This window comes from Acinetobacter sp. ESBL14 (genome assembly GCF_036668815.1).
Taxonomy (GTDB): Bacteria; Pseudomonadota; Gammaproteobacteria; order Pseudomonadales; family Moraxellaceae; genus Acinetobacter; species Acinetobacter gyllenbergii.
This window is the reverse complement of record NZ_JAZEVS010000004.1, coordinates 96,320-116,520: the sequence shown is the minus strand read 5'-3', so window position 1 is coordinate 116,520 and position 20,201 is coordinate 96,320. Positions and strand designations below refer to the sequence as shown.

Genomic DNA, 20,201 nt, shown 5'->3' with positions numbered 1-20,201 from the left:
ATGCCGCACTCATTTAACTCACCAGCATCAATTCTGATTATTGATGATGAGCCACAAATCCGGAAGTTTTTGGACATTGCTTTACGTGCACAGGGCTATCAGGTACATGTGGCTGAAAATGGTATGAAAGGATTGGAGAGTTTGGCAACACGTGGAGCGGACTTGTTGATTCTAGATCTGGGGTTACCTGATATGGAGGGACAGGCAGTATTGCTTGAATTGAGACAATGGTCCGATATTCCTGTGATCGTCTTGTCGGCACGTCCAGATGAAAATCAAAAAATTAAACTACTAGATGCGGGTGCCAATGACTATGTCACCAAACCCTTTAGCATTCAGGAGCTCTGTGCCCGTATTCGGGTGATGTTCCGCAATAAGCCACAACAGGCAGAACACAATCTAATATTTAATGATGGACAGCTTTGGGTCGATGTTGCTGAACATACAGCCAAACTGGCAGATGAAGATATCGCTTTAACTAAAAAAGAATTTCAGTTGTTGGCACTGTTGATTCGTCATCAAGGTAAAATCGTGACGCAAAAACAAATCATGACTGAGTTATGGGGGATTAGTCATGAAGAGGATACCCACTATCTTAGAATCTTAGTAAAAAAACTCAGAACTAAAATAGGGGATTCCGCAGTGACACCTAAGTACATTTTCACCATTGCGGGTGTAGGGTTACGCTTTGGTGAATAGTGAAATTATGTGGTCGCTGTATTTAGCGATTATGATTTTAGTAAAAAATCACCATATTTTTCGCGCAGTTCTGCCTTCACAATTTTCCCTGTTCCATTGATAGGCAGAGCATCAACAAAAATCACGGCATCTGGAACCTGCCAAGATGCGATTTTATCGGCAAAATATTCAAGCACATCCTCTTCAGTTAAAGTGGAGTGCTCTTGTTTTACCGCAATTAAAATTGGACGTTCATCCCATTTGGGATGGCGTGCAGCAATTGCTGCAGCCATACGAATTTCAGGATGGCCGACGGCAATATTCTCTATTTCAACAGATGAAATCCATTCACCGCCTGATTTGATTAAATCTTTGGCGCGATCACGGATGGTCATGTAACCATCAGAATCAATGCTTGCGATATCACCAGTATCAAACCAACCATCTGAAGTCAGGGAACTTTTTTCTTGATTAAAATAGTGATCAACGACCCATGGACCACGAACTTGTAGGTTTCCTTGTGTATGCCCATCATTTGCGAGTGGTGTTATGCTATTTTCATCAACAATACGTAGCTCTATACCAAAAGGCGGACGACCTTGGCTTTGGCGCAATTTCTCAAGTTCTGTCGGATTTAACGAGGCATGTTTTGCTTTGGGTTGATTGGCTGTGCCCAGTGGACTTATTTCTGACATTCCCCATGCATGAATCGTGTCACAATGATAAGTGTCTCTAAATTCACGGATGATAGAGGGTGGGCAGGTTGCGCCCCCAACCACATTGCGCTGCATACTTTCTAAGCTGCTGCCTGTTTTTTTGGCAGCAAGCAATAAGCCCTGCCAAATGGTAGGCACACCCAATGCCACGGTAACTTTATAATCATCAATTAAACGAACCAGGCTCTCACCATCTAAATGTGGTCCAGGCAGAATGAGAGAACTCCCGACCATTGCTGCTGCATAGGGAATGCCCCATGCATTGACATGGAACATAGGCACTACTGGCATGACAATATCTCGAGCAGAAATATTTAACGAGTCGGGGAGTGCAATGGCCATCGTGTGCAGTAAAGTCGAACGATGGCTATATAACACACCTTTGGGATTCCCCGTTGTGCCGGAGGTATAACATAAGGAGCTGGGGGTTTCTTCTTTGAATTGTGGCCAATCAAATTCTACCGATTGATCTTGAATTAACGCATCATAAAAAAGAACGTTTGGAAGTGTGGTGGCAACGCTTTCATCATAGGCGCTTAAACAGATTAATTTTTCAACCGAAGGAACTTGATCCTTAATTGCAATGATTAATGGCAAAAATGTAATGTCGAAGAAAATAACTTTATCTTGGGCATCATTAATAATAAAGGTCAACTGCTCTAGAAATAATCGTGGGTTAATGGTGTGACAAACATAACCACATCCGGAAATGGCATACCATGATTCTAAGTGACGGCGATTATTCCATGCGATTGTGGCAATACGATCACCCTCTGTTAAATTAAACGCCTTGAAAGCATTCGCTAAGCGTTTACTATTCTGCTGGATGTGTTTCCAATCTGTTGTGCTGAGCTGACCGTCAACTTCACGTGAAAAAATGGCAGTATCTGCATGGTATTTTGCTGCATGCTCAATTAAGTTACTAATCAATAAATCCTGATGTATCATTTTTCCAAACATTTTTTATCCTTTCTTGTGGGTTGATTTGTTCAATTAAGAGGTGAACATGAGCTTGATGTCTTACTGTTTATCGTTACTAGCTGAAATAAAATGATATTGAATAGGCAAATTTAGGGCGAATAATCTATCTAGAGATGTAGCACAGCTTGGCTATGGTGAGAACTTGAGGTCTAGCAAAATGAAAGTAGCATCGAGAAAAATAGTGGTCAATATGAAAGCACATTTTATTCATATTAAAACTCTAATGATCATTTCATCTGATTGAGCCAAGGACTAAGGGAGATTCTCGGTTATTCCAGCCGATTGAACGATAATCATGTACTTATAATATGCAATATTTATGAGACTATGGAATAAATTTTATTATAATTAATAATGGTTTAGTGCGTTTATAGCGATAAGCTGTTTTCAGTTTTTTAGTATATACTAGTGAAACTTTTTTATATCTTGCTTATTTGAGTCAAAATGAAAAAATTATTAGCGGTAACAGTATTTAGTACTTTTGGCTTAATGGCCTGCTCAACCACAGAAACATCCAAATCAATTCAAAGCCCGCAAGTGACGGCAGCTGTTCAACAGATTAAATATAACGGGGTGAAAGTACCTGTTTCGATTGGTAAGTTTGATAATCGTTCTAGTTATATGAGAGGTATCTTCTCTGACAATGTGGATCGTCTTGGTGGACAGGCGAAAACGATTTTAGAAACGCATCTACAGCAAACGGGTTATTTCTCAGTTCTAAATCGCGATAATTTGTCTGAACTTAAACAAGAAGTGGGATTTAGCAACAGCACTCAAAGCATTAAAGGTGCACGCTATGTGATTACTGGCGATGTGTCTGAATTTGGTCGCAAAGAAGTGGGTGATCAACAATTATTTGGAATTTTGGGACGCGGTAAACAGCAAATTGCATATGCCAAAGTGAACTTGAATATTGTTGATGTAAAAACCTCAGAGATTGTACATTCAGTACAAGGTGCGGGTGAGTATGCATTGGGTGCGCGTGAAGTACTTGGTTTTGGTTCTACAGCCTCTTATGACTCAACCTTGAATGGTAAGGTGCTTGATCTAGCGGTACGCGAAGCAGTCAACAATTTGGTGACTGATATTCAGAATAATCGTTGGACTGCGCAATAAGACTGGATCGTCCTAAAATGAAAAACATTGTTTGCACCAGTCTGATCAGCATCGGATTGGTCGGTTGTGCTGCTGGACCTCAACCTTTATATAGTTGGGGCTCTTATACACAGCAGACCTATCTGATGTATAACCAACCAGAAAAAGCCACACCGAGCGCACAAATTATCAAGCTAGAAGCGGAAATCGAAAAAGCCAAGGCGAAGAATCTGGCTGTTCCACCAGGCTTATATGCACATCTGGGCTGGTTATCTTTACAAGTGAATCATACACAAAAAGCCGTGGAATATTTTCAATTGGAACGACAGGTTTATCCTGAATCTACGGTATTGATGAATCGTTTGTTGCAGAAGATGAATGCCAATGGAGGAATTGCAAAGCCATGATCAAGGCATTTTTAGTTTCAAACCTTCTACTTGCAGGCATACTGGTTACCGGCTGTGCATCATCTCCAACAGTGAATAAAGATATGACGGCCTATAAACAGCATATGCCGAAATCTATTCTGGTGTTACCGCCAGTCAATGATTCCCCAGATGTGAAGGCAACTTATAGTTATTGGCCAACCGTGATTACACCCGTTGCTGAAGCAGGTTATTACGTCTTTCCGATTTCTGTGGTCGACTCGATGTTTAAAGAGAACGGCGTGACCAATGGCCATGATGCACAAAGCATTGCGCCGCAGAAATTACAGGAAATCTTTGGGGCTGATGCCGCACTCTATATTCGAATTAAAGAATATGGTTCTCAGTATCAAGTGATCCAAAGTGTTGCAACCGTCAGTGTAGAAGCAAAATTGGTTGATTTAAACAGCAATGAAACGCTTTGGACGGGTGAGAAAAAGGCTGTTCAATCCAGCAATAGTGGCAACAATGACTTACTCACTGCGTTGGTCGGGGCATTGGTTGAACAAATTGCGGGAAGCTTAAATGATCGGGCTTATCCGTTGGCATCGGTGGTGAATACGCAACTCTTTACCCCAACACAGCATAACCCAGGTTTAGGTTTACTCTATGGACCTCGTTCACCGAAATACCAACAAGATGGTGTTCTAAAGTAATTCATTTTTTCATCTGCAGAATAAAAAAGCCTCTTGATGAGGCTTTTTTATTCTTAAAGATTATTTGATATTTGGGTCACCTTGTTTCAAGAAGAAACGTATGGCCAACTTTTGTACCCAAGTACCGTATGGCGGATAGAACAACTGGGTTGGGAAGAAACGATGACGTGCAAACACTGTTTTAGCATGAGAAAGTTCACGGAAACCTTCTTCGCCATGATAAGAACCCATGCCAGAGTTTCCGATTCCCCCGAAAGGTGCATCGTGGTTGACTACATGCCAGCCCCAATCATTCAAGGTCACGCCACCAGAGTGGGTTTGCTTTAAGACGTAATCACGTTCATTGGCATCATGGGTAAAGAAATATAAAGCCAATGGTCGCTCACCTGCCTGAATATACTGAATTGCATCGTCTACGCTATCATAAGCAACCACAGGTAAAACTGGGCCAAATAGCTCTTCTTTTAAAATTCGCATCTCTGGGGTGCAATTCAGTACGATATGCACCGGCATCCGACGCGCATCTTGGTCACGATCATATTCACCACAGGCAATGATTTGAGCACCTTTGGCTTGGGCATCATCCAAAATATCAAGCAAACGTTTTAGATGACGATCATTCACAATCGAGGTGTAATTGTCATTGTTGCGAATGTTGTTGCCATACATACTGGTGAAATTCGTTTGGCATTCTGTAACGAATTGATCCACTTTTTCTTTTGGCACCAGTGCATAGTCGGGTGCAACGCAGATCTGACCACAGTTGGTGGCTTTGCCGTGTAAAACACGTTTTGCTGCATCAGCCAAAGGATAGTTACGACTCACCAAAGCAGGGGATTTACCGCCAAGTTCTAAGGTGACTGGGGTCAGATTATCTGCGGCCGCGCGCATTACTACACGACCAATCGCAGGCGAGCCGGTAAATACAATATGGTTGAATGGAAGCGAAGTGAATTGGGCTGGGTCAAGGATTTCCTCACCAAAAACAGCAACTTCATCTTCACTGAAAATCTCAGCCAACATCCGTCGTACCACAGCATTAGTCGCAGGAGTCACTTCGGGTAGTTTGATCATCACCCGATTACCTGCTGCAATTGCGGCAATTAAAGGACCTAAGGCCAGATAAACTGGAAAGTTCCAAGGAACAATGACCCCAACAACACCTTTGGGCTGATACTGCACTCGTAAGCGATTCGATAAAAATAGCAATTCAGTGCTACGTTTGCTTGGTCGCATCCAACGGCGGACATGGCGAATGGCATGTTCCGCTTCAAGTACAGAACCGAGTAAATCCAGCAGTTTTGATTCATCTACAGAGCGTGAACTAAAGTCGGTATTAATTGCAGACGCAATCACATCTTGATAACGGATAATTTGTTTTTTTATTTGCAATAATTTGCGACGTCGATCATCGAGAGCAGGGTAGGGCTGAGCAGTAAAAGCAGCACGTTGTTGCTTGAAAACCGAATGCATATGCTCGGTTGCAGGATCACTGAAGGCCTGTGAAGTTGAAAGTGTCATTGTTGCTCCTTTCATGCTTATTAGTAGAATAGACTTTATGATTGATGCGTTTTGTAGTCGATGTTAAATTGAGACAACAAAAAGTAATTTAGTGCCATTATGCATCATCACTTAAGGGATGAGGTGAAAAAATGCGTAAACAAGAGCTGGGCTCAACATTGGTCGAAGCACGTTATGATCAACAACAGATGGCTCAGGGAACACCGATTCTTGGTTTAACTAGTCTGCTAGACGCGATGCAACAACAAGGTTATAGTCTGACAGAACTTTTGGCTGGTACGGGCATTTCTCAGGATGCACTGAATAGCGCAGCTTCCCATATTTCTCCCTATCAAAAATTACAACTGTTTAAAACCATTCAGCGTTTAACCACAGATCCGCTGATTGGTATGCGGGCGGGTCAAAAGCAACGCTTATCCGACTTTGGTGTCTATGGCTATGCGCTTTACGCTTCCCGTAATTTTCAACAAGCAGTGGAGTTTGGTATTCGTCATATCAAACTCGCTGCACCAGTCCTTAAGAAAACCTTTTCAATTCAAAAGCAAGTCGCCATTTTTGAAGGCCATGAGATTATTGCGCTCGGCAAGCTATTGCCTTTGGTCTGCGAGTTTTGGTTTAGTTCGATGCAAAGCTTGATTGAATGTGTTTTGGAAGCGCCATTTCAAGCTAAAAAATTATTACTGCCTTATCCAGCCCCAGAATATGCGGCAGAGTATGAAAAGGTATTTCGTTGTCCTGTCGAGTTTGATGCTGAGGTGATGCAATGGCATTTTGATCTTGATTGGCTTGATAGGCCTTGTCCCAATGCCAATCCGATTACTGCGGATATGTGCCAATCTTTTTGTGAGCGCATGTTAGCAACAGATGACAATGAGCAAGAGCCCGAGTTAGTTCGTACCATTCGACTCATTTTATTAGATGCTGTGGGAAGCTTTCCAACTGCACAACAGATGGCGGATCAATTACATTTATCTAAGCGAACTTTGTATCGTCGTTTGGCAGATGTCGATATCAGTTATCAGGAAATTTTAGATAGTACTAGACGCCGACTTGCCGATGAGTATTTAACAACCAGCTTGAGCATCGATGAAATCGCAGAACGCTTAGGGTTTTCGGATACCTCAAATTTTAGAAAAGCCTATCGAAATTGGGTTGGGATTTCACCAAATGAGTATAGGCTACATAAAAATAATGAAATTGAGTTTAAATAAGTTGTTTTATTCTTGGAATATGAATTTTTAATATTATTTTAATATCCTATGATAATAATACTTATTATAATTTGAGAGCAATACAATAAGGGTTATTCTCCTGCTTTTATTTTAACCAGAATAGTAGTTTTATAAATGAATGATATTTGTTTTAATTATCATTTGTTTAAAAACGTTATTTTTTAATCAAAAATTGCACCATAATATAGCATTGATATTTTGAATAGGTTGTATTTTGTTTGTTTATTACTCGGATGTTTTGATCGATTGATCTAAATTGTTTGATAAAAATATATTAATAATTAAAGTCTTATATTAAAAAGTATATTTGCATACTTTTAAAGTATTTTTCATGTGAATGGCTGTGTTGACTATATAATTAAATTAAATGAATTACCTAAAGTTAAATCGCATAGAATCTGTGCTGGATTAGGGTAGGGTCTACCCATTAATAAAAAATTTATTATGCTAAGGATTGCGTTCAATGCTGACTTTTTTAGGTATCAGCATGATCATGTGCTTTATGTATTTGATCATGTCAAAACGTCTCAGTGCATTAGTTGCATTAATTTTAATCCCATTCATATTCGCCCTCATTGCTTGGGGTCTCGGTTTTTATTTTGACAGTTTGAGTCATATCCAGCTCGCTGAACTTGGCAATACCATGTTAGAGGGGATTAAAAAACTAGCGCCAACTGGTGTGATGTTGCTTTTTGCAATCTTGTATTTTGCATTAATGATTGATTCGGGCTTATTTGATCCTTCGGTCAGATGGATTTTAAAGAAAGTAAAAGGTGATCCGCTAAAAATCACATTAGGTACGGTTTTTTTGACGCTACTGGTTTCTTTAGATGGTGATGGTTCAACCACGTACATGATCTGTGTGGCTGCTATGATGCCGCTGTATAAACGTGTTGGCATGAATCCCCTGATTATGACCTGTTTGATGCTGCTTTGTAGCGGTGTGATGAACTTGACACCATGGGGTGGACCGACTGCGCGTGCAGCGAGTGCATTACAAGTCGATGCCAGTGAAGTGTTTATTCCAATGATTCCATCGATGATTGTGGCTGCTGCTTGGTTATTCTTCTTGGCTTATCTGTATGGCATGTATGAGCGCAAACGCTTAGGTGTGATTGAGTTGGTGGATATCAGCCATGCTGATGATATTTCAATTTCAAAAGATCCAGAAGCACAACGTCCGCATTTACGCTGGTTTAACGGAATTTTAACACTGGTGTTAATGGCGTCTTTGGTGAAAGGGATTTTACCAATGTCGATCCTATTTATGCTGGGTTTCTGTATTGCATTGGTGGTGAACTATCCATGCGTGAACATGCAGAAAAAACGTATTGCGATGCATGCCGATAGCGTATTAGCAGTGGTAGGTGTAATCTTTGCTGCAGGTGTCTTTACTGGAATTTTATCGGGTACAGGTATGGTTGAAGCCATGTCTAAAGGCTTTGTCGCGGTGATTCCGCCAAGTTTAGGACCTTATTTGGCACCGATTACGGGTGTATTAAGTATGCCTTTAACCTTCTTTATGTCTAATGATGCCTTCTATTTTGGTGTGTTACCGATTCTTGCAGAAGCTGCATCGCATTATGGTATTGCCCCTGTAGAAATCGCACGTGCATCGATTATTGGTCAGCCGATCCATTTATTATCGCCATTGGTTCCTTCAACCTACTTACTCTGTGGTTTGGCTGCAGTAGAAATGGGTGACCATCAAAAATTCACTTTGAAATGGGCATTTATTACCTGCTGCGTATTGATGGGCAGTGCATTAATATTTGGCGTATTCCCATTTTATAATATGTAAATCTAATTATGATGATGCTTTTATATGCATAAATATATAAAAGCATTCATATTTATTCGTTCCCCCTTAATTTTAAATTTTGCTTGAAATAGAGCGAAATAGCGTTTTTTTACTTTTTTTTAGATGGTTAGGAAGATAACAATGAAGATGAAAATTGCTCTCGCAACGATGATGAGTATTGCGACCTATTCTGCATTTGCAGCACCAAAATTTTATGGAGAAATTGATGCAAGTATTGATTATTTACCAGAAAAAAATGCGAATTCATCCGATCGTGATGTCTGGAAGGTAAGTAGTAATAGTTCATTTCTTGGGATTAAAGGTGAAGAAAAATTAACCGAAAATTTGAGTGCGATTTATTTAGCAGAATGGGCATTTTATGCGGATGGAGATCGAAATGATTGGTCACAACGAAACCGTTTTGTCGGATTAAAAGACGAACGTTTTGGTACGCTTAAAGTCGGAAAACATAATACACCATTAAAAGATTTATCAAGCCCAGTGGATAGCTTTAATAACTATATTGGTAATAAAGCTGACATCACTGGGATTATGACGGGTGAAAACCGTGTCAATAATGTGGTGGTCTATGATTCTCCTGAAATTGCGTTGAATGGTGGTAACGTAGAAGCCAGTGTTTTACTCGCAACAGGCGAAAGTAGAGGCATTGAAGATGACAAGCGTGGTGGTGTGAATGCCGCTGGTCGTGGACTAGGAGATGCATGGTCTGCATCACTCAGTTATAGCCATCCCGTGTTTTTGGTTGGTGTCGGCTATGATAAAGCCATTCCAAGTGATTTCTTGGGACATGGTTTGCTGAATGCAGCAGAGACAGAGACCCAAGTTGAAGAAGTATTTGCAGCAGCAAATACGATGCGTGTAATTGGTCGTCTAACGCCAATTGAAGGTCTCGCTTTAAAAACGCTGTATCAAACTTCAAAGGTTGCGGATAAAAAAGGGAATGATGCAGGTGCCATCAATATTGATGATTCACAAGGATGGTTGATTGGCGCTGAATATAAGTTACCAAATCAGTCGAAGTGGACTGTAAAAGCACAATACAGCCAAAACAACACCAGCTTTAAAAGCAATGAAGCAGATTTTGACGCTAAGCAATTATTGCTAGGAACTGATTATTCATTTAACAAACAAGTCAAAGCCTATGGTTATGCTGGATACTCAACTTTTGAGCAGGCGAGTGCTAAAGATAAGCAACCGATTGCAGGCACGGGTTTAGAATTTAAGTTCTAATTTTCAGTTGATTAGCATCAATGAATAGCGGAGGTTTCTTCTATTTATTGGTGCTTTTTCCATGAATTTATATCTATTTTTCATGTAATAGCTCCGCTTAATTCTTTAGCAAGATATGAACAATAAACTACAGGAAAAATTAATAATTTCTTCATTATTATCCTGTATATTGAGCGCATTGATCTTCATGGATAGTGCGGATAGAAAAGGAAATGATTTTTAAAGCATTAAATATTTCGTTATTTAATAGTGTAAATTCTTTTGCGAAAGAAAACCCATTGCTTGATCAGCTTGCGGTTTTTTTAGCTGAGGATTTGAATACGGTCTTTATTAGTTTTTTGGTATTTTTGTTGGTCACGCAGTGGAAAATATACAATCTTATATTTGCCAAAGCACTTGTGATTGTCCTGTTTTCTCTGCTGCTAAGTGACATTATTGAATTCTTTTATCATCATCCGCGTCCATTTCAGCTCGATTTAGGACATAAGTTGATTGGTCATGGTTCTAGTTCATCTTTTCCAAGTCAGCATACGCTCACAATCGTGATTATTGCATTTTCTTATTTGTTAGCGGGCTTTAAGAAGATTGGCATTATTGGCTTGATTCTCAGTGCCATTGTGGGTTTAGCAAGAATTTTTGTAGGCGTCCATTTTCCCTTTGATGTGATTGGTTCTTTTGTGATTGGTTTTATGCTGGTCATATCTATCAATTATGTTTTAAAAGCATTGGCAATCAGAATCAGAAGGTTGAAAATCATTCGCATTGCGGATTAGAGATTTAATCGAATCAGAAACGGGGTTTGACTCCGTTTTTTATTGCCTGAGTTATAAGAAATTTATTCGATTTCCCAAAGAGTTTACGTACTGTTTACGTTACTTCTATTGGAGCCTCAACTAAGCTGAATCTATCTATATAACTTGAGCTTTCAGCTATGAGTGCTGTACTTGTTGAGATCAATCATCCATCTGCGCTTAAAAAGTATATTCAAACGGCAATCTGCAACAATGATATTTATGGTGTTACGCTAAAAAAACGATTTATAGAAGAAGTCGAAACTTATTTAAAACATTATCCCAATACCCAGCATGTCGACATTTATTTATGTGATTTAAATGGACACTTACGCGGTAAACGTATTGATGTCGGTTGTCTAAAAAATCTGAATAAAGGCTGTTATTTCCTATTGTCGATTTATGCCATGAGTCTGGATGGTAAAGTGATTGAGGAGACAGGACTTGGCAAATATATTGGAGAGCCTGATCATTTATGTGAACCTGTTTTAGGAACATTAAAACCACATGCGCTTGAGCCCGAAACAACAGCTCAGCTACTGCTCAGCATGAAGGATGATCATCAGCAAGATTGCATATATGAACCTCGTAATATTTTAAAAAAGATGCTCTATCAACTTCACGATAAAAATTACGTTGCTTGCATCGCAGCCGAAGTCGAATTCTATTTACATCCTTTAACTGAATTGTCCGCTGTGCAAGAGTCCACAAGCCAGTGTTTTGATATTAATACCTCTGACATTTATCAACATATTCTGAATGAGATTGAAGCTGTTGCAAAAAGGCAGAATATTCAAATTACGGGAATTGTTTCTGAATCTTCTTCAGGGCAATATGAGATTAATTTACAGCATACAACTGATCTTTTAGCCTTATGTGATCAGATTATGTTGTTGAAAAGAAGCATTAAACAAATTGCCAATCAGCATGGTTTGCGTGCAAACTTTCTTGCCAAGCCTGATATGCATAAAGCGGGCAGTGGTATGCACTTCCATATGAGTCTTTTAGATCAAAAGCAGCAGAATCTTTTTAGTTCGGCGCAAGATAAAATCTCTGATAATTTATTAAAAGCGGTGAGTGGACTGCTGTTATTGATGCCTGATTCAATGGCGATCTTAGCGCCTAACTTAAACTCTTTTAGACGTTTTAAACTTGGTCATCATGTGCCGCTTGAAGCCAATTGGGGGTTGAATAATCGTAATGTGGCGATTCGAATTCCATGTTCTGATCAAGAAAATCAACGGTTGGAATATCGTGTTGCGGGAGCAGATTGTAATCCTTATTTGGCTGTGACAATGATGTTGATTGGAACTTTACATGGTCTTACCCATCAATTAGATATTCCTAAGCAAGCACATCAGCTAAAAATGAAAAGTGAGCATGCGTTCTTGCCGACTGAGCAAATGCAGGCATTGCAATTATTCCAAGCCAACTCGGTTTTAATCGAATCCTTAGGTAAGGACTTTGCCACGCTATGGTGTACGCTAAAGCAGGCTGAATATCAAAGTGTTTATAGCCAAATTACAGCTATCGAAAAAAGCTGGGATATTTAGATGACTCATATTGACGATTGGGCAATGCGTAAGAGGGTTGATGGGTTATGCGCTCAGCGGGACTCGAACCCACGTCGGTCGCTTAGGAGGCAACTGCTCTATCCAGTTAAGCTATAAGCGCATAATTTTATGATTATAAACAAAAAAGTGATTGCAGAAGCAATCACTTTTTAATGAAACCGATCAACTGTTAATCTTCAGTTTTACGATTTAAAAATTTATAGAAAATAAACATCAATACAATCCAGATCGGAATCATCAGTACTGATTCTTTGAAGCCTTGTTGCCACATGATGTAGAGCACTACACCAATAAAAGCTAAAACTAAGTAGTTACTGAATGGAGACCACAAAGCTGGGTACGAAGTCTTGATTTGCGCTGTTTTGATATGACGTCTATATTTTAAATGGGTTAAGCTGATCATTGCCCAGTTTAAAACCAGTGCGCCAACAACCACATACATTAAATGTCCAAGCGCATCTTCAGGCACAAAGTAGTTTAACAAGACACAGCCAAAAATAAGGAAAGCAGAGAGAAGGACTGCTGGAACAGGAACCCCTTGCTTATTGGTTTTGGTAAAGATTTTTGGCGCATTACCTTGTTGAGCTAAACCAAACACCATACGGCTGTTGGCATACATTCCGCTGTTATACACGGATAATGCAGCTGTCAGGATAATAAAGTTAAGTAAATGCGCTGCCCAACCAATTCCCATTTGACTGAAAATCATCACGAATGGACTTTTATCTAAGCCGCCTAAATCCAGTTGGTTCCAAGGTACAAGAGACAAGAGAATCGCAAGCGAACCCACATAGAACACTAAAATACGAATGACCACTTGGTTAATCGCTTTAGGAATAGTGGTCTTTGGATCTTTGGCTTCTGCTGCGGCCATACCAATCAGTTCAATTCCCCCAAAGGCAAACATCAGGAAAGCCAGCATATAGAACAGGCCATCGAAGCCATGCGGGAAAAAGCCGCCATGTGCCCAAAGATTGCTAAATGAGGCAGTTGAATTGGCATCCGCAGTGAAGAGTAGGAATAAACCGAATAAGATCATAGCAACGACAGCAGTCACTTTGATGATTGCTAGCCAGAACTCTGATTCACCATAGAATTTAACATTGGTCAAATTCACTGCTGTAATCACCACGAAGAAGAATAATACAGACTGCCAAGCGGGGATTTGTGGCCACCAGTAATTAATATATTTACCTACTGCCGTTAGCTCAGTCATTGCCACAAGGATATAGAGCACCCAATAGTTCCAACCTGTGATAAAGCCTGGAAATTTACCCCAATATTTATAAGCAAAATGGCTAAAAGAACCTGCTACAGGTTCTTCAACAATCATTTCACCTAAATGACGCATGATCAGAAAAACAATCAAGCCGCCAATTGCATACCCCAAAATAATAGATGGTCCAGCAGACTGGATAATTTGCGCAGAACCTAAAAATAAGCCCGTACCAATCGCTCCACCCATCGCGATGAGTTGGATATGGCGGTTTTTTAGTCCACGCTGAAGTTGAGAAGAATCGTTGTTCAAAGGACTGAGCTCGACGAGGAATTAACTGGATTATTCTAATAGATTCAAAGATTTTCGCCTAGTAAAAGTACAGTGATGCTATGACTGGAAAGTTGTTTTTAAAAGTCATTTAAAATCATTTATTTGTATGAATATTAAAATGAAAATTGCTGTAAATTTAGACGCTTAAATTCTGTCCTTGTTTTTCCCGACAGACGGATTGGAATTTCTGCCATTGTGAAAGTAAGGAAACCGACTCAATATAAGGTCGAGATTTGAGCTCGTATGACCGATCCTAAAACAATTGGTCGTATGGTATTTTTGAATGCCATGCAGTAACTTTAGACTCAAAACCAATCTGCACCAAGAACATGATAAAAGGATGAAATTGACATGAGCTCAGTACCGCAAATCAAAGTCCCTGCGACCTATATGCGTGGAGGCACAAGTAAAGGTGTATTTTTCAAACTGGATGATTTACCTGAAGCGGCACAAGTAGAAGGCAAAGCACGTGATCAACTTCTTCTGCGTGTGATTGGTAGCCCAGACCCTTACGGTAAACAGATTGATGGAATGGGTGGGGCAACTTCAAGCACCAGTAAAACCGTCATTTTGGCAAAAAGTTCTGAGCCAGAACACGACGTTGATTATTTATTTGGTCAAGTATCGATTGACCAACCTTTTGTTGACTGGAGTGGGAACTGCGGTAATTTAACTGCTGCAGTGGGTTCCTTTGCGATTTCAAATGGTTTGGTCGATGCAACGCGTGTTCCTGAGAACGGCATTTGCACGGTACGGATTTGGCAGAAGAATATTCAAAAAACCATCATTGCACATGTTCCTGTGACCAATGGGCAAGTACAGGAAACTGGTGATTTTGAGCTGGATGGCGTGACCTTTCCTGCTGCCGAAGTGCAAATTGAATTTTTAGACCCAGCTGATGATGGTGAAGAAGGCGGGGATATGTTCCCGACAGGAAATGTGGTCGATCAATTGACCGTTCCTGACGTCGGCACATTCCAAGCCACGTTTATTAATGCTGGGATTCCAACGATTTTCCTCAATGCCGAAGATATTGGTTATCAGGGAACTGAGTTACAAGAGCATATTAATAGTGATGCAGCAGCTTTAGCACGTTTTGAAAAAATCCGTGCCTATGGTGCAGTGCAGATGGGTTTGATTAAAGATATTTCGGAAGCAGCAGCACGTCAGCATACGCCTAAAATTGCTTTTGTATCACAGCCAAAAAGCTATAGCTCATCAAGTGGTAAACCCGTTGAGACCCGTGATGTGGATTTATTGGTTCGCGCTTTGTCGATGGGTAAATTACATCATGCCATGATGGGAACAGCGGCAGTGGCAATTGGGACAGCTGCAGCTATTCCCGGCACCTTGGTGAATTTAGCGGCGGGTGGCGGTGAGCGTGAAGCAGTTCGTTTCGGTCATCCATCAGGGACTTTGCGCGTAGGTGCTCAAGCTGAATTGATTGAAGGCAAATGGTCTGTGAAAAAAGCTATTATGAGCCGCAGTGCGCGTGTACTGATGGAAGGTTGGGTACGTGTACCGGGTGATAGCTTCTAATTTGTGTGCCATGTTATTTGATAAAGCCTTCATTTGAAGGCTTTATTATTTTGAATTGATTAAAAATACAAACACAATTTCTTCAGATAAATAGTGTTATGATGTGTTCATTCTGGCAAGTCTTGTCATTTTCCATTCATTAAGATTTCCCGAGGCAACTGTGTCATCTATCTCTCAAGTTAATGCGGATGTTTTAAAACAAGCTCAACAACGTATTCAACAAGATTTATTGACAGCATTGGCTGCATTTTCAATTCCAGAACCTTTAAAAGCAGCCGTTCATCATACCGTGATGTTAGGTGGTAAACGGGTTCGTCCTGCACTCTGTTATGCAGCAGCATCATTACGGCCAAATCACAACTTTGCAGCAGCGCGTCGTGCCGCAGTTGCAGTTGAATTGATTCATTGCTATTCATTGGCACATGATGATTTACCATGCATGGACAATGATTTACTACGTCGTGGACAACCCACTTGCCATGTCGCATTTGGTGAAGATACTGCCTTATTGGCTGGTGATATTTTGCAGTCGATGGCGTTTGAAATATTAGGCAGCCGTTTGTTTGATGAACAGGGGCAAGGAACTGAAGCGGCCATTGTCTTAAAACAAGTGCAAATCTTAGCAACAGCAAGTTCAAGAATGGTTTGTGGTCAGGTATTGGATTTACAGGCTGAAGGGGAAGGAAAACAAGTTGATCAAACTGAATTGGAAAATATTCACCGCAATAAAACAGGTGCTTTAATTCAAGCGGCGATTATGATGGGCGCGGTGACCATTTTTAATGGGACTGATCAAGCAATTCCTAAATTACGTCAATTTGGGCAAACGATTGGTTTAGCCTTTCAAGTGCAAGATGACATTCTGGATGTGACTGCAAGCACTGAAACTTTAGGCAAGACGGCTGGTAAAGATGAGCAAGTTCAGAAATCAACTTACCCATCGTTGATGGGCTTAGCGCAAGCACAGGCCTATGCACAAATGTTACATGATCAAGCCTTTGAAGCCTTGGCTTATTTTGGTGATGATGCCAAAGAGCTGGTTGAGATTTCACAGTTTTTACTGGCGCGTAAAAGTTAATACTCATTTGTTAAAATATATGTTGATGATTAATAATTAGATTAATTGTCGAGATTGGATTTAATGTACAAGGTAAATGTTCAAATTGTTCGATTTGTAGATTCATCTTTTCCAGGATGGATTGAGTGTTTATTAACAGATACTTCAAATCGGGAATGGTTTTTTGTAGATAAAGTCCCTATTTTTACGAATCAAAATATGCATGAAATGAGTCGCTATCCACAGCATGGAGAGATTGCGTGTGAAATGATTCGATCATGGGTTGGGCAAGATGGATGGAAGCGTTGCATGATAACAACTGAACGGCCTTGGGGAATCTCAGCAAAGGAGGGTGAAACAGAGTTTGAGGTTTTCTATGATCAACTAAAATAAAAGCAAGAAAATTGGGGGGAAATCTTAAAAAAACATTTTTAGTAGAAAAATCTATTTTAATAATAGGAAATCTCGTTATGACTGATGATCAATTAGAACAATATGCGCTTGAATATGGACAACAATTGGCTTTTTCCATTCAGTCACAGCCTTTTGGTCCAGACTGTGAGGTCTTTAAAATCTGCGATAGAGTGTTTATGTTGATTGGGGCTTATTCGGGCAAGTTACTGGTGACGATTAAATGCAAACCAGAGAAAAGCTTGGAATATCAGGAGCTGTATCCCTCTATTTCGGCAGGTTATCACATGAATAAGAAACACTGGATCTCGATAGCCAGTGGTCATGAAATTACAGCTGATTTACTGCAAGATCTGATTAAAGATTCATATGATTTGGTAGTGGGGAAACTCCCTGTTAAAGATCGAAAACGGATTCAGAATATATAAAAAATAAAGCAGCGATAACGCTGCTTTATTTTTGGTTGGAAACAGGGCTTAGTGTTTACCCATAATTCCACGAATAGCATTGAGTACATCGGCTGGAAGTACCACAGTTTTTGCGTTGCTTGATTTAGAAAGATCCTGCATCGCTTTCACATATTGCTCACCGAGTAAGTAAGCAACAGGGATCTCTTTATCACCTACAGCAGTGGTAACCATTTCAATCGCACGTTGTGAAGATTCAGCAAGGACTACCTGTGCTTCTGCATCACGACGCGAAGCTTCTAAACGACCATCTGCTTCTAAAATCGCGGCCTGTTTTTCACCATCGGCTTTGGTCACCGTCGCACGACGTTGACGTTCAGCTGCTGCCTGTGCTTCCATCGCCGCTTGCATGGTGTGTGATGGTTGAATATCTTGAATTTCAACCGTTTTCAAGGTAATACCCCAATCTGAGATATCGTCAGAAATGGCCGCTTTGAGTTTCGCTTTAATATGATCACGAGAAGACAGCGCATCATCCAAGTCCATTTCACCCACGATTGAACGGAGTGAAGTTTGAACAAGGTTTTGAATTGCCCATGTATAGTTTTCAATCCCGTACACCGCTTTTTCTGGGGTGGTGAGATTAATATAAGCCACCGCATTCATGACCAATACCGCATTGTCTCGGGTAATCACTTCTTGTGAAGGAATATCTAAAACAATATCTTTGGTCGTGATTTTATAAGCAACTTCGTCTACATAGGGAATCACGAAATTTAGACCTGGCGCCAACGTGGTATGGTATTTACCTAAACGTTGCACAATCCATTTATAACCTTGGGGAACAATGCGAACCCCTTTAAAAATGGTTATACCAATAAAAGCTAAAAAAGCTAAAACAACAATCGTACCGACAGACATTGAAAACCCTCTTTGTGTTTATGACGTATGAGGTTGAACGACTAAATCATTACCCAAAATATCAACCACGCGAACGCGATCACCAACGTGTACTGGAACAGCACAACGGCAATTCCATTCATCAGAACCTAAGACAGGCATCGAGAAGCGTACAATGATTTGTCCATGTTCAAGACCAGTTTGGATCACCATACCAACTTGACCAATGGTTGCTTCACGTGGGAGTCCTGCTTTGGTTTTATCAATTGACAGTGGTTTGATAAATTTGAACCAAAGAATCGTACATAAAATAGATAAAACACCCCAAGTAATCACTTGGGTGGTAAAGCCCATCATCGGGAAAAGCCACAGTAAAATACAGACCATGACTGCTGCTATGCCAAACCATAATGCAGCAAAAGCAGGCAAAATCAATTCTGAAAGAATCAGTAAAATCCCTAATACAAACCAGTGCCAAGGTTCAACTACAAATTCCATAGATTTGCTCGCATAATGAAACGGAGTGGAGGTGAAAAAATATTCACCTTTAGCACTGTAACAGATCATTATCTTGATGAATATACAAAGATTGTTTTTTTAGAGTTTAGGGCTGGCGCTGCTTAAAGCACTGGTCCATTGGACAGGTTTTTATCAGCGGCAACAGCCCTTTAGCGGATTTTTAGAATTTAGATTTTGGTGCAGGTTTGAGAGCCGCAGGGGAGTTTTTAAATGTGGTAATGGCATTTCGAATTGCAGTGATCTTGGCTTGAGCCGCTTTTTCACCTTCTAAAATCGCTTCATTACTGGATTTTAGGTCTAATGTGCCTAAATGACCCACTTTAGGCTGAATCACGACGGTGGCTTGACTCAACTCTTCATTAATACTTTGTTGGCCCATGATATTAATGGTTTGATCTAGTAAGCCCCACATGCTTAAAGGTTTGCCACCCACTGGACGTGCAGAGATATCCACAGCAATCACGATATCAGCGCCCATATCTTTGGCTGTTTTCACTGGAATTGGACTGACGAGGCCACCATCCACGTATTTGGTATTGCCAATCACCGCAGGCACAAATACATTTGGAATACTACAAGAAGCACGAACTGCTTGTCCGGCATTGCCTTTAATAAACTCAGCTTTTTTCCCATTATCCAAACGGGTTGCGACCGCAGCAAAACGAATTGGGAATTGCTCAATCGGTTTATTGCTCACTTGCGTATTCACATAATTCTGCAGTTTTTGACCGAGAATAATACCTTGGCTATTTAACGTTAAGTCACGCAAATCGGATTCTTGCAGTTTTAACGCCAGATTCTGCATTTGATAAGGTGTTTGACCGCTGGCATAAATACTACCGACAAAACTACCTGCACTGGTACCCGTCACAATTTTGGCTTTAATACCATGCGACTCTAGCACCTTGATCACACCAATATGAGCAAAGCCTTTGGCACCGCCACCACCCAATGCGAGTGCAATGACAGGTTCACGTGCTTTAATCGCCGTAGTTTGAGGTGTTTTCTTTGCTGCTTGATCACAACCAAATAAAGCGAGGCTTAGAACAGCCAAGCAAGACAGTCGAGCAATTTTCATATCAAATGCAGATAAAATGA

Annotated in this window: 19 protein-coding genes and 1 tRNA gene; 13 read left to right on the top strand and 7 right to left on the bottom strand. The window is 40.4% G+C overall.

The annotated features are described in order from the left end of the window. Positions 1-699, top strand: coding sequence for a response regulator transcription factor (locus V6E90_RS13815; RefSeq protein WP_332605657.1), 699 nt, complete (start codon positions 1-3; stop codon positions 697-699). 29 nt (positions 700-728) lie between these two features. Here the strand turns inward: V6E90_RS13815 and V6E90_RS13810 are convergent, their stop codons facing one another. Next, a complete protein-coding gene (locus V6E90_RS13810) occupies positions 729-2,354 on the bottom strand; it encodes a long-chain fatty acid--CoA ligase (RefSeq protein ID WP_332605656.1) in 1,626 nt (541 codons plus the stop codon). A gap of 465 nt (positions 2,355-2,819) precedes the next feature. Between V6E90_RS13810 and V6E90_RS13805 the strand changes: the two genes are divergently transcribed. Genes V6E90_RS13805 through V6E90_RS13795 form a run of 3 tightly spaced genes read left to right on the top strand, consistent with a single transcriptional unit; the run spans position 2,820 to position 4,551 of the window. Then, complete coding sequence (locus V6E90_RS13805; protein ID WP_016541409.1) at positions 2,820-3,491, top strand: CsgG/HfaB family protein; 672 nt, start codon at positions 2,820-2,822, stop codon at positions 3,489-3,491. 17 nt (positions 3,492-3,508) lie between these two features. Further along, positions 3,509-3,877 (top strand): DUF4810 domain-containing protein, encoded by a 369-nt coding sequence (locus tag V6E90_RS13800; RefSeq protein WP_332605655.1) that lies wholly within the window; start codon positions 3,509-3,511, stop codon positions 3,875-3,877. Next, positions 3,874-4,551 carry a DUF799 domain-containing protein gene (locus V6E90_RS13795; RefSeq protein WP_332605654.1) on the top strand — a complete coding sequence of 226 codons (678 nt, stop codon included), beginning with the start codon at positions 3,874-3,876 and terminating at the stop codon, positions 4,549-4,551. Before V6E90_RS13800 ends, V6E90_RS13795 begins: the two co-directional genes overlap by 4 nt. A 60-nt stretch (positions 4,552-4,611) precedes the next feature. Here the strand turns inward: V6E90_RS13795 and V6E90_RS13790 are convergent, their stop codons facing one another. Then, complete coding sequence (locus tag V6E90_RS13790) at positions 4,612-6,072, bottom strand: coniferyl aldehyde dehydrogenase (RefSeq protein WP_332605653.1); 1,461 nt, start codon at positions 6,070-6,072, stop codon at positions 4,612-4,614. 131 nt (positions 6,073-6,203) lie between these two features. On the opposite strand from V6E90_RS13790, the gene V6E90_RS13785 reads away from it, so the two are divergent. The 5 genes from V6E90_RS13785 to V6E90_RS13765 all read left to right on the top strand — a co-directional run bounded on the left by V6E90_RS13785 (position 6,204) and on the right by V6E90_RS13765 (position 12,700). After that, positions 6,204-7,283 (top strand): AraC family transcriptional regulator, encoded by a 1,080-nt coding sequence (locus V6E90_RS13785; protein ID WP_016541405.1) that lies wholly within the window; start codon positions 6,204-6,206, stop codon positions 7,281-7,283. Between the two features lie 484 nt (positions 7,284-7,767). Beyond that, the gene (locus V6E90_RS13780; protein WP_016541404.1) at positions 7,768-9,105 is read left to right on the top strand and encodes a CitMHS family transporter; all 1,338 of its coding nucleotides are present in this window, start codon (positions 7,768-7,770) and stop codon (positions 9,103-9,105) included. Positions 9,106-9,246: 141 nt separating this feature from the next. Beyond that, entirely contained in the window at positions 9,247-10,356 is a 1,110-nt protein-coding gene (locus V6E90_RS13775; protein ID WP_332605652.1) for a porin, read from the top strand. Positions 10,357-10,568: 212 nt separating this feature from the next. Further along, on the top strand, positions 10,569-11,129 hold the full coding sequence (locus tag V6E90_RS13770) for an undecaprenyl-diphosphatase (RefSeq protein WP_016541402.1): 561 nt from the start codon (positions 10,569-10,571) through the stop codon (positions 11,127-11,129). A gap of 158 nt (positions 11,130-11,287) precedes the next feature. Continuing rightward, positions 11,288-12,700, top strand: a complete 1,413-nt coding sequence (locus V6E90_RS13765; protein WP_332605651.1) for a glutamine synthetase family protein — start codon at positions 11,288-11,290, stop codon at positions 12,698-12,700. A gap of 48 nt (positions 12,701-12,748) precedes the next feature. Here the strand turns inward: V6E90_RS13765 and V6E90_RS13760 are convergent. After that, a tRNA-Arg gene (locus tag V6E90_RS13760) sits at positions 12,749-12,821 on the bottom strand. 69 nt (positions 12,822-12,890) lie between these two features. Further along, positions 12,891-14,249 carry an amino acid permease gene (locus tag V6E90_RS13755; RefSeq protein ID WP_016660181.1) on the bottom strand — a complete coding sequence of 453 codons (1,359 nt, stop codon included), beginning with the start codon at positions 14,247-14,249 and terminating at the stop codon, positions 12,891-12,893. A gap of 372 nt (positions 14,250-14,621) precedes the next feature. Here V6E90_RS13755 and prpF point away from each other — a divergent pair, with 372 nt between their 5' ends. The 4 genes from prpF (at position 14,622) to V6E90_RS13735 (ending at position 17,705) form a co-directional block, all read left to right on the top strand. Then, positions 14,622-15,809 carry a 2-methylaconitate cis-trans isomerase PrpF gene (gene prpF, locus V6E90_RS13750; RefSeq protein WP_332605650.1) on the top strand — a complete coding sequence of 396 codons (1,188 nt, stop codon included), beginning with the start codon at positions 14,622-14,624 and terminating at the stop codon, positions 15,807-15,809. Between the two features lie 160 nt (positions 15,810-15,969). Beyond that, on the top strand, positions 15,970-16,887 hold the full coding sequence (locus tag V6E90_RS13745) for a polyprenyl synthetase family protein (protein ID WP_332605649.1): 918 nt from the start codon (positions 15,970-15,972) through the stop codon (positions 16,885-16,887). Between the two features lie 63 nt (positions 16,888-16,950). Further along, complete coding sequence (locus V6E90_RS13740) at positions 16,951-17,259, top strand: hypothetical protein (protein ID WP_332605648.1); 309 nt, start codon at positions 16,951-16,953, stop codon at positions 17,257-17,259. Positions 17,260-17,336: 77 nt separating this feature from the next. After that, positions 17,337-17,705 carry an MmcQ/YjbR family DNA-binding protein gene (locus V6E90_RS13735; protein WP_332605647.1) on the top strand — a complete coding sequence of 123 codons (369 nt, stop codon included), beginning with the start codon at positions 17,337-17,339 and terminating at the stop codon, positions 17,703-17,705. Between the two features lie 48 nt (positions 17,706-17,753). Here V6E90_RS13735 and V6E90_RS13730 read toward each other — a convergent pair whose 3' ends face one another. From V6E90_RS13730 to V6E90_RS13720, 3 genes are all read right to left on the bottom strand, one after another. After that, positions 17,754-18,605: an SPFH domain-containing protein gene (locus V6E90_RS13730; protein WP_004652274.1), complete on the bottom strand. Its 852-nt coding sequence runs from the start codon at positions 18,603-18,605 to the stop codon at positions 17,754-17,756. Between the two features lie 18 nt (positions 18,606-18,623). Continuing rightward, complete coding sequence (locus V6E90_RS13725; protein WP_016541396.1) at positions 18,624-19,082, bottom strand: NfeD family protein; 459 nt, start codon at positions 19,080-19,082, stop codon at positions 18,624-18,626. A gap of 181 nt (positions 19,083-19,263) precedes the next feature. Continuing rightward, entirely contained in the window at positions 19,264-20,181 is a 918-nt protein-coding gene (locus V6E90_RS13720) for a patatin-like phospholipase family protein (protein WP_332605646.1), read from the bottom strand. Between the last annotated feature and the right edge of the window lie 20 nt (positions 20,182-20,201).

Bases quoted from the DNA above. Each gene is read 5' to 3' on its own strand.
- V6E90_RS13815 (WP_332605657.1), top strand. From the start codon at position 1: ATGCCGCACTCATTTAACTCACCAGCATCAATTCTGATTATTGATGAT.
- V6E90_RS13810 (WP_332605656.1), bottom strand. From the start codon at position 2,354: ATGTTTGGAAAAATGATACATCAGGATTTATTGATTAGTAACTTAATT.
- V6E90_RS13805 (WP_016541409.1), top strand. From the start codon at position 2,820: ATGAAAAAATTATTAGCGGTAACAGTATTTAGTACTTTTGGCTTAATG.
- V6E90_RS13800 (WP_332605655.1), top strand. From the start codon at position 3,509: ATGAAAAACATTGTTTGCACCAGTCTGATCAGCATCGGATTGGTCGGT.
- V6E90_RS13795 (WP_332605654.1), top strand. From the start codon at position 3,874: ATGATCAAGGCATTTTTAGTTTCAAACCTTCTACTTGCAGGCATACTG.
- V6E90_RS13790 (WP_332605653.1), bottom strand. From the start codon at position 6,072: ATGACACTTTCAACTTCACAGGCCTTCAGTGATCCTGCAACCGAGCAT.
- V6E90_RS13785 (WP_016541405.1), top strand. From the start codon at position 6,204: ATGCGTAAACAAGAGCTGGGCTCAACATTGGTCGAAGCACGTTATGAT.
- V6E90_RS13780 (WP_016541404.1), top strand. From the start codon at position 7,768: ATGCTGACTTTTTTAGGTATCAGCATGATCATGTGCTTTATGTATTTG.
- V6E90_RS13775 (WP_332605652.1), top strand. From the start codon at position 9,247: ATGAAGATGAAAATTGCTCTCGCAACGATGATGAGTATTGCGACCTAT.
- V6E90_RS13770 (WP_016541402.1), top strand. From the start codon at position 10,569: ATGATTTTTAAAGCATTAAATATTTCGTTATTTAATAGTGTAAATTCT.
- V6E90_RS13765 (WP_332605651.1), top strand. From the start codon at position 11,288: ATGAGTGCTGTACTTGTTGAGATCAATCATCCATCTGCGCTTAAAAAG.
- prpF (WP_332605650.1), top strand. From the start codon at position 14,622: ATGAGCTCAGTACCGCAAATCAAAGTCCCTGCGACCTATATGCGTGGA.
- V6E90_RS13740 (WP_332605648.1), top strand. From the start codon at position 16,951: ATGTACAAGGTAAATGTTCAAATTGTTCGATTTGTAGATTCATCTTTT.
- V6E90_RS13735 (WP_332605647.1), top strand. From the start codon at position 17,337: ATGACTGATGATCAATTAGAACAATATGCGCTTGAATATGGACAACAA.
- V6E90_RS13730 (WP_004652274.1), bottom strand. From the start codon at position 18,605: ATGTCTGTCGGTACGATTGTTGTTTTAGCTTTTTTAGCTTTTATTGGT.
- V6E90_RS13725 (WP_016541396.1), bottom strand. From the start codon at position 19,082: ATGGAATTTGTAGTTGAACCTTGGCACTGGTTTGTATTAGGGATTTTA.
- V6E90_RS13720 (WP_332605646.1), bottom strand. From the start codon at position 20,181: ATGAAAATTGCTCGACTGTCTTGCTTGGCTGTTCTAAGCCTCGCTTTA.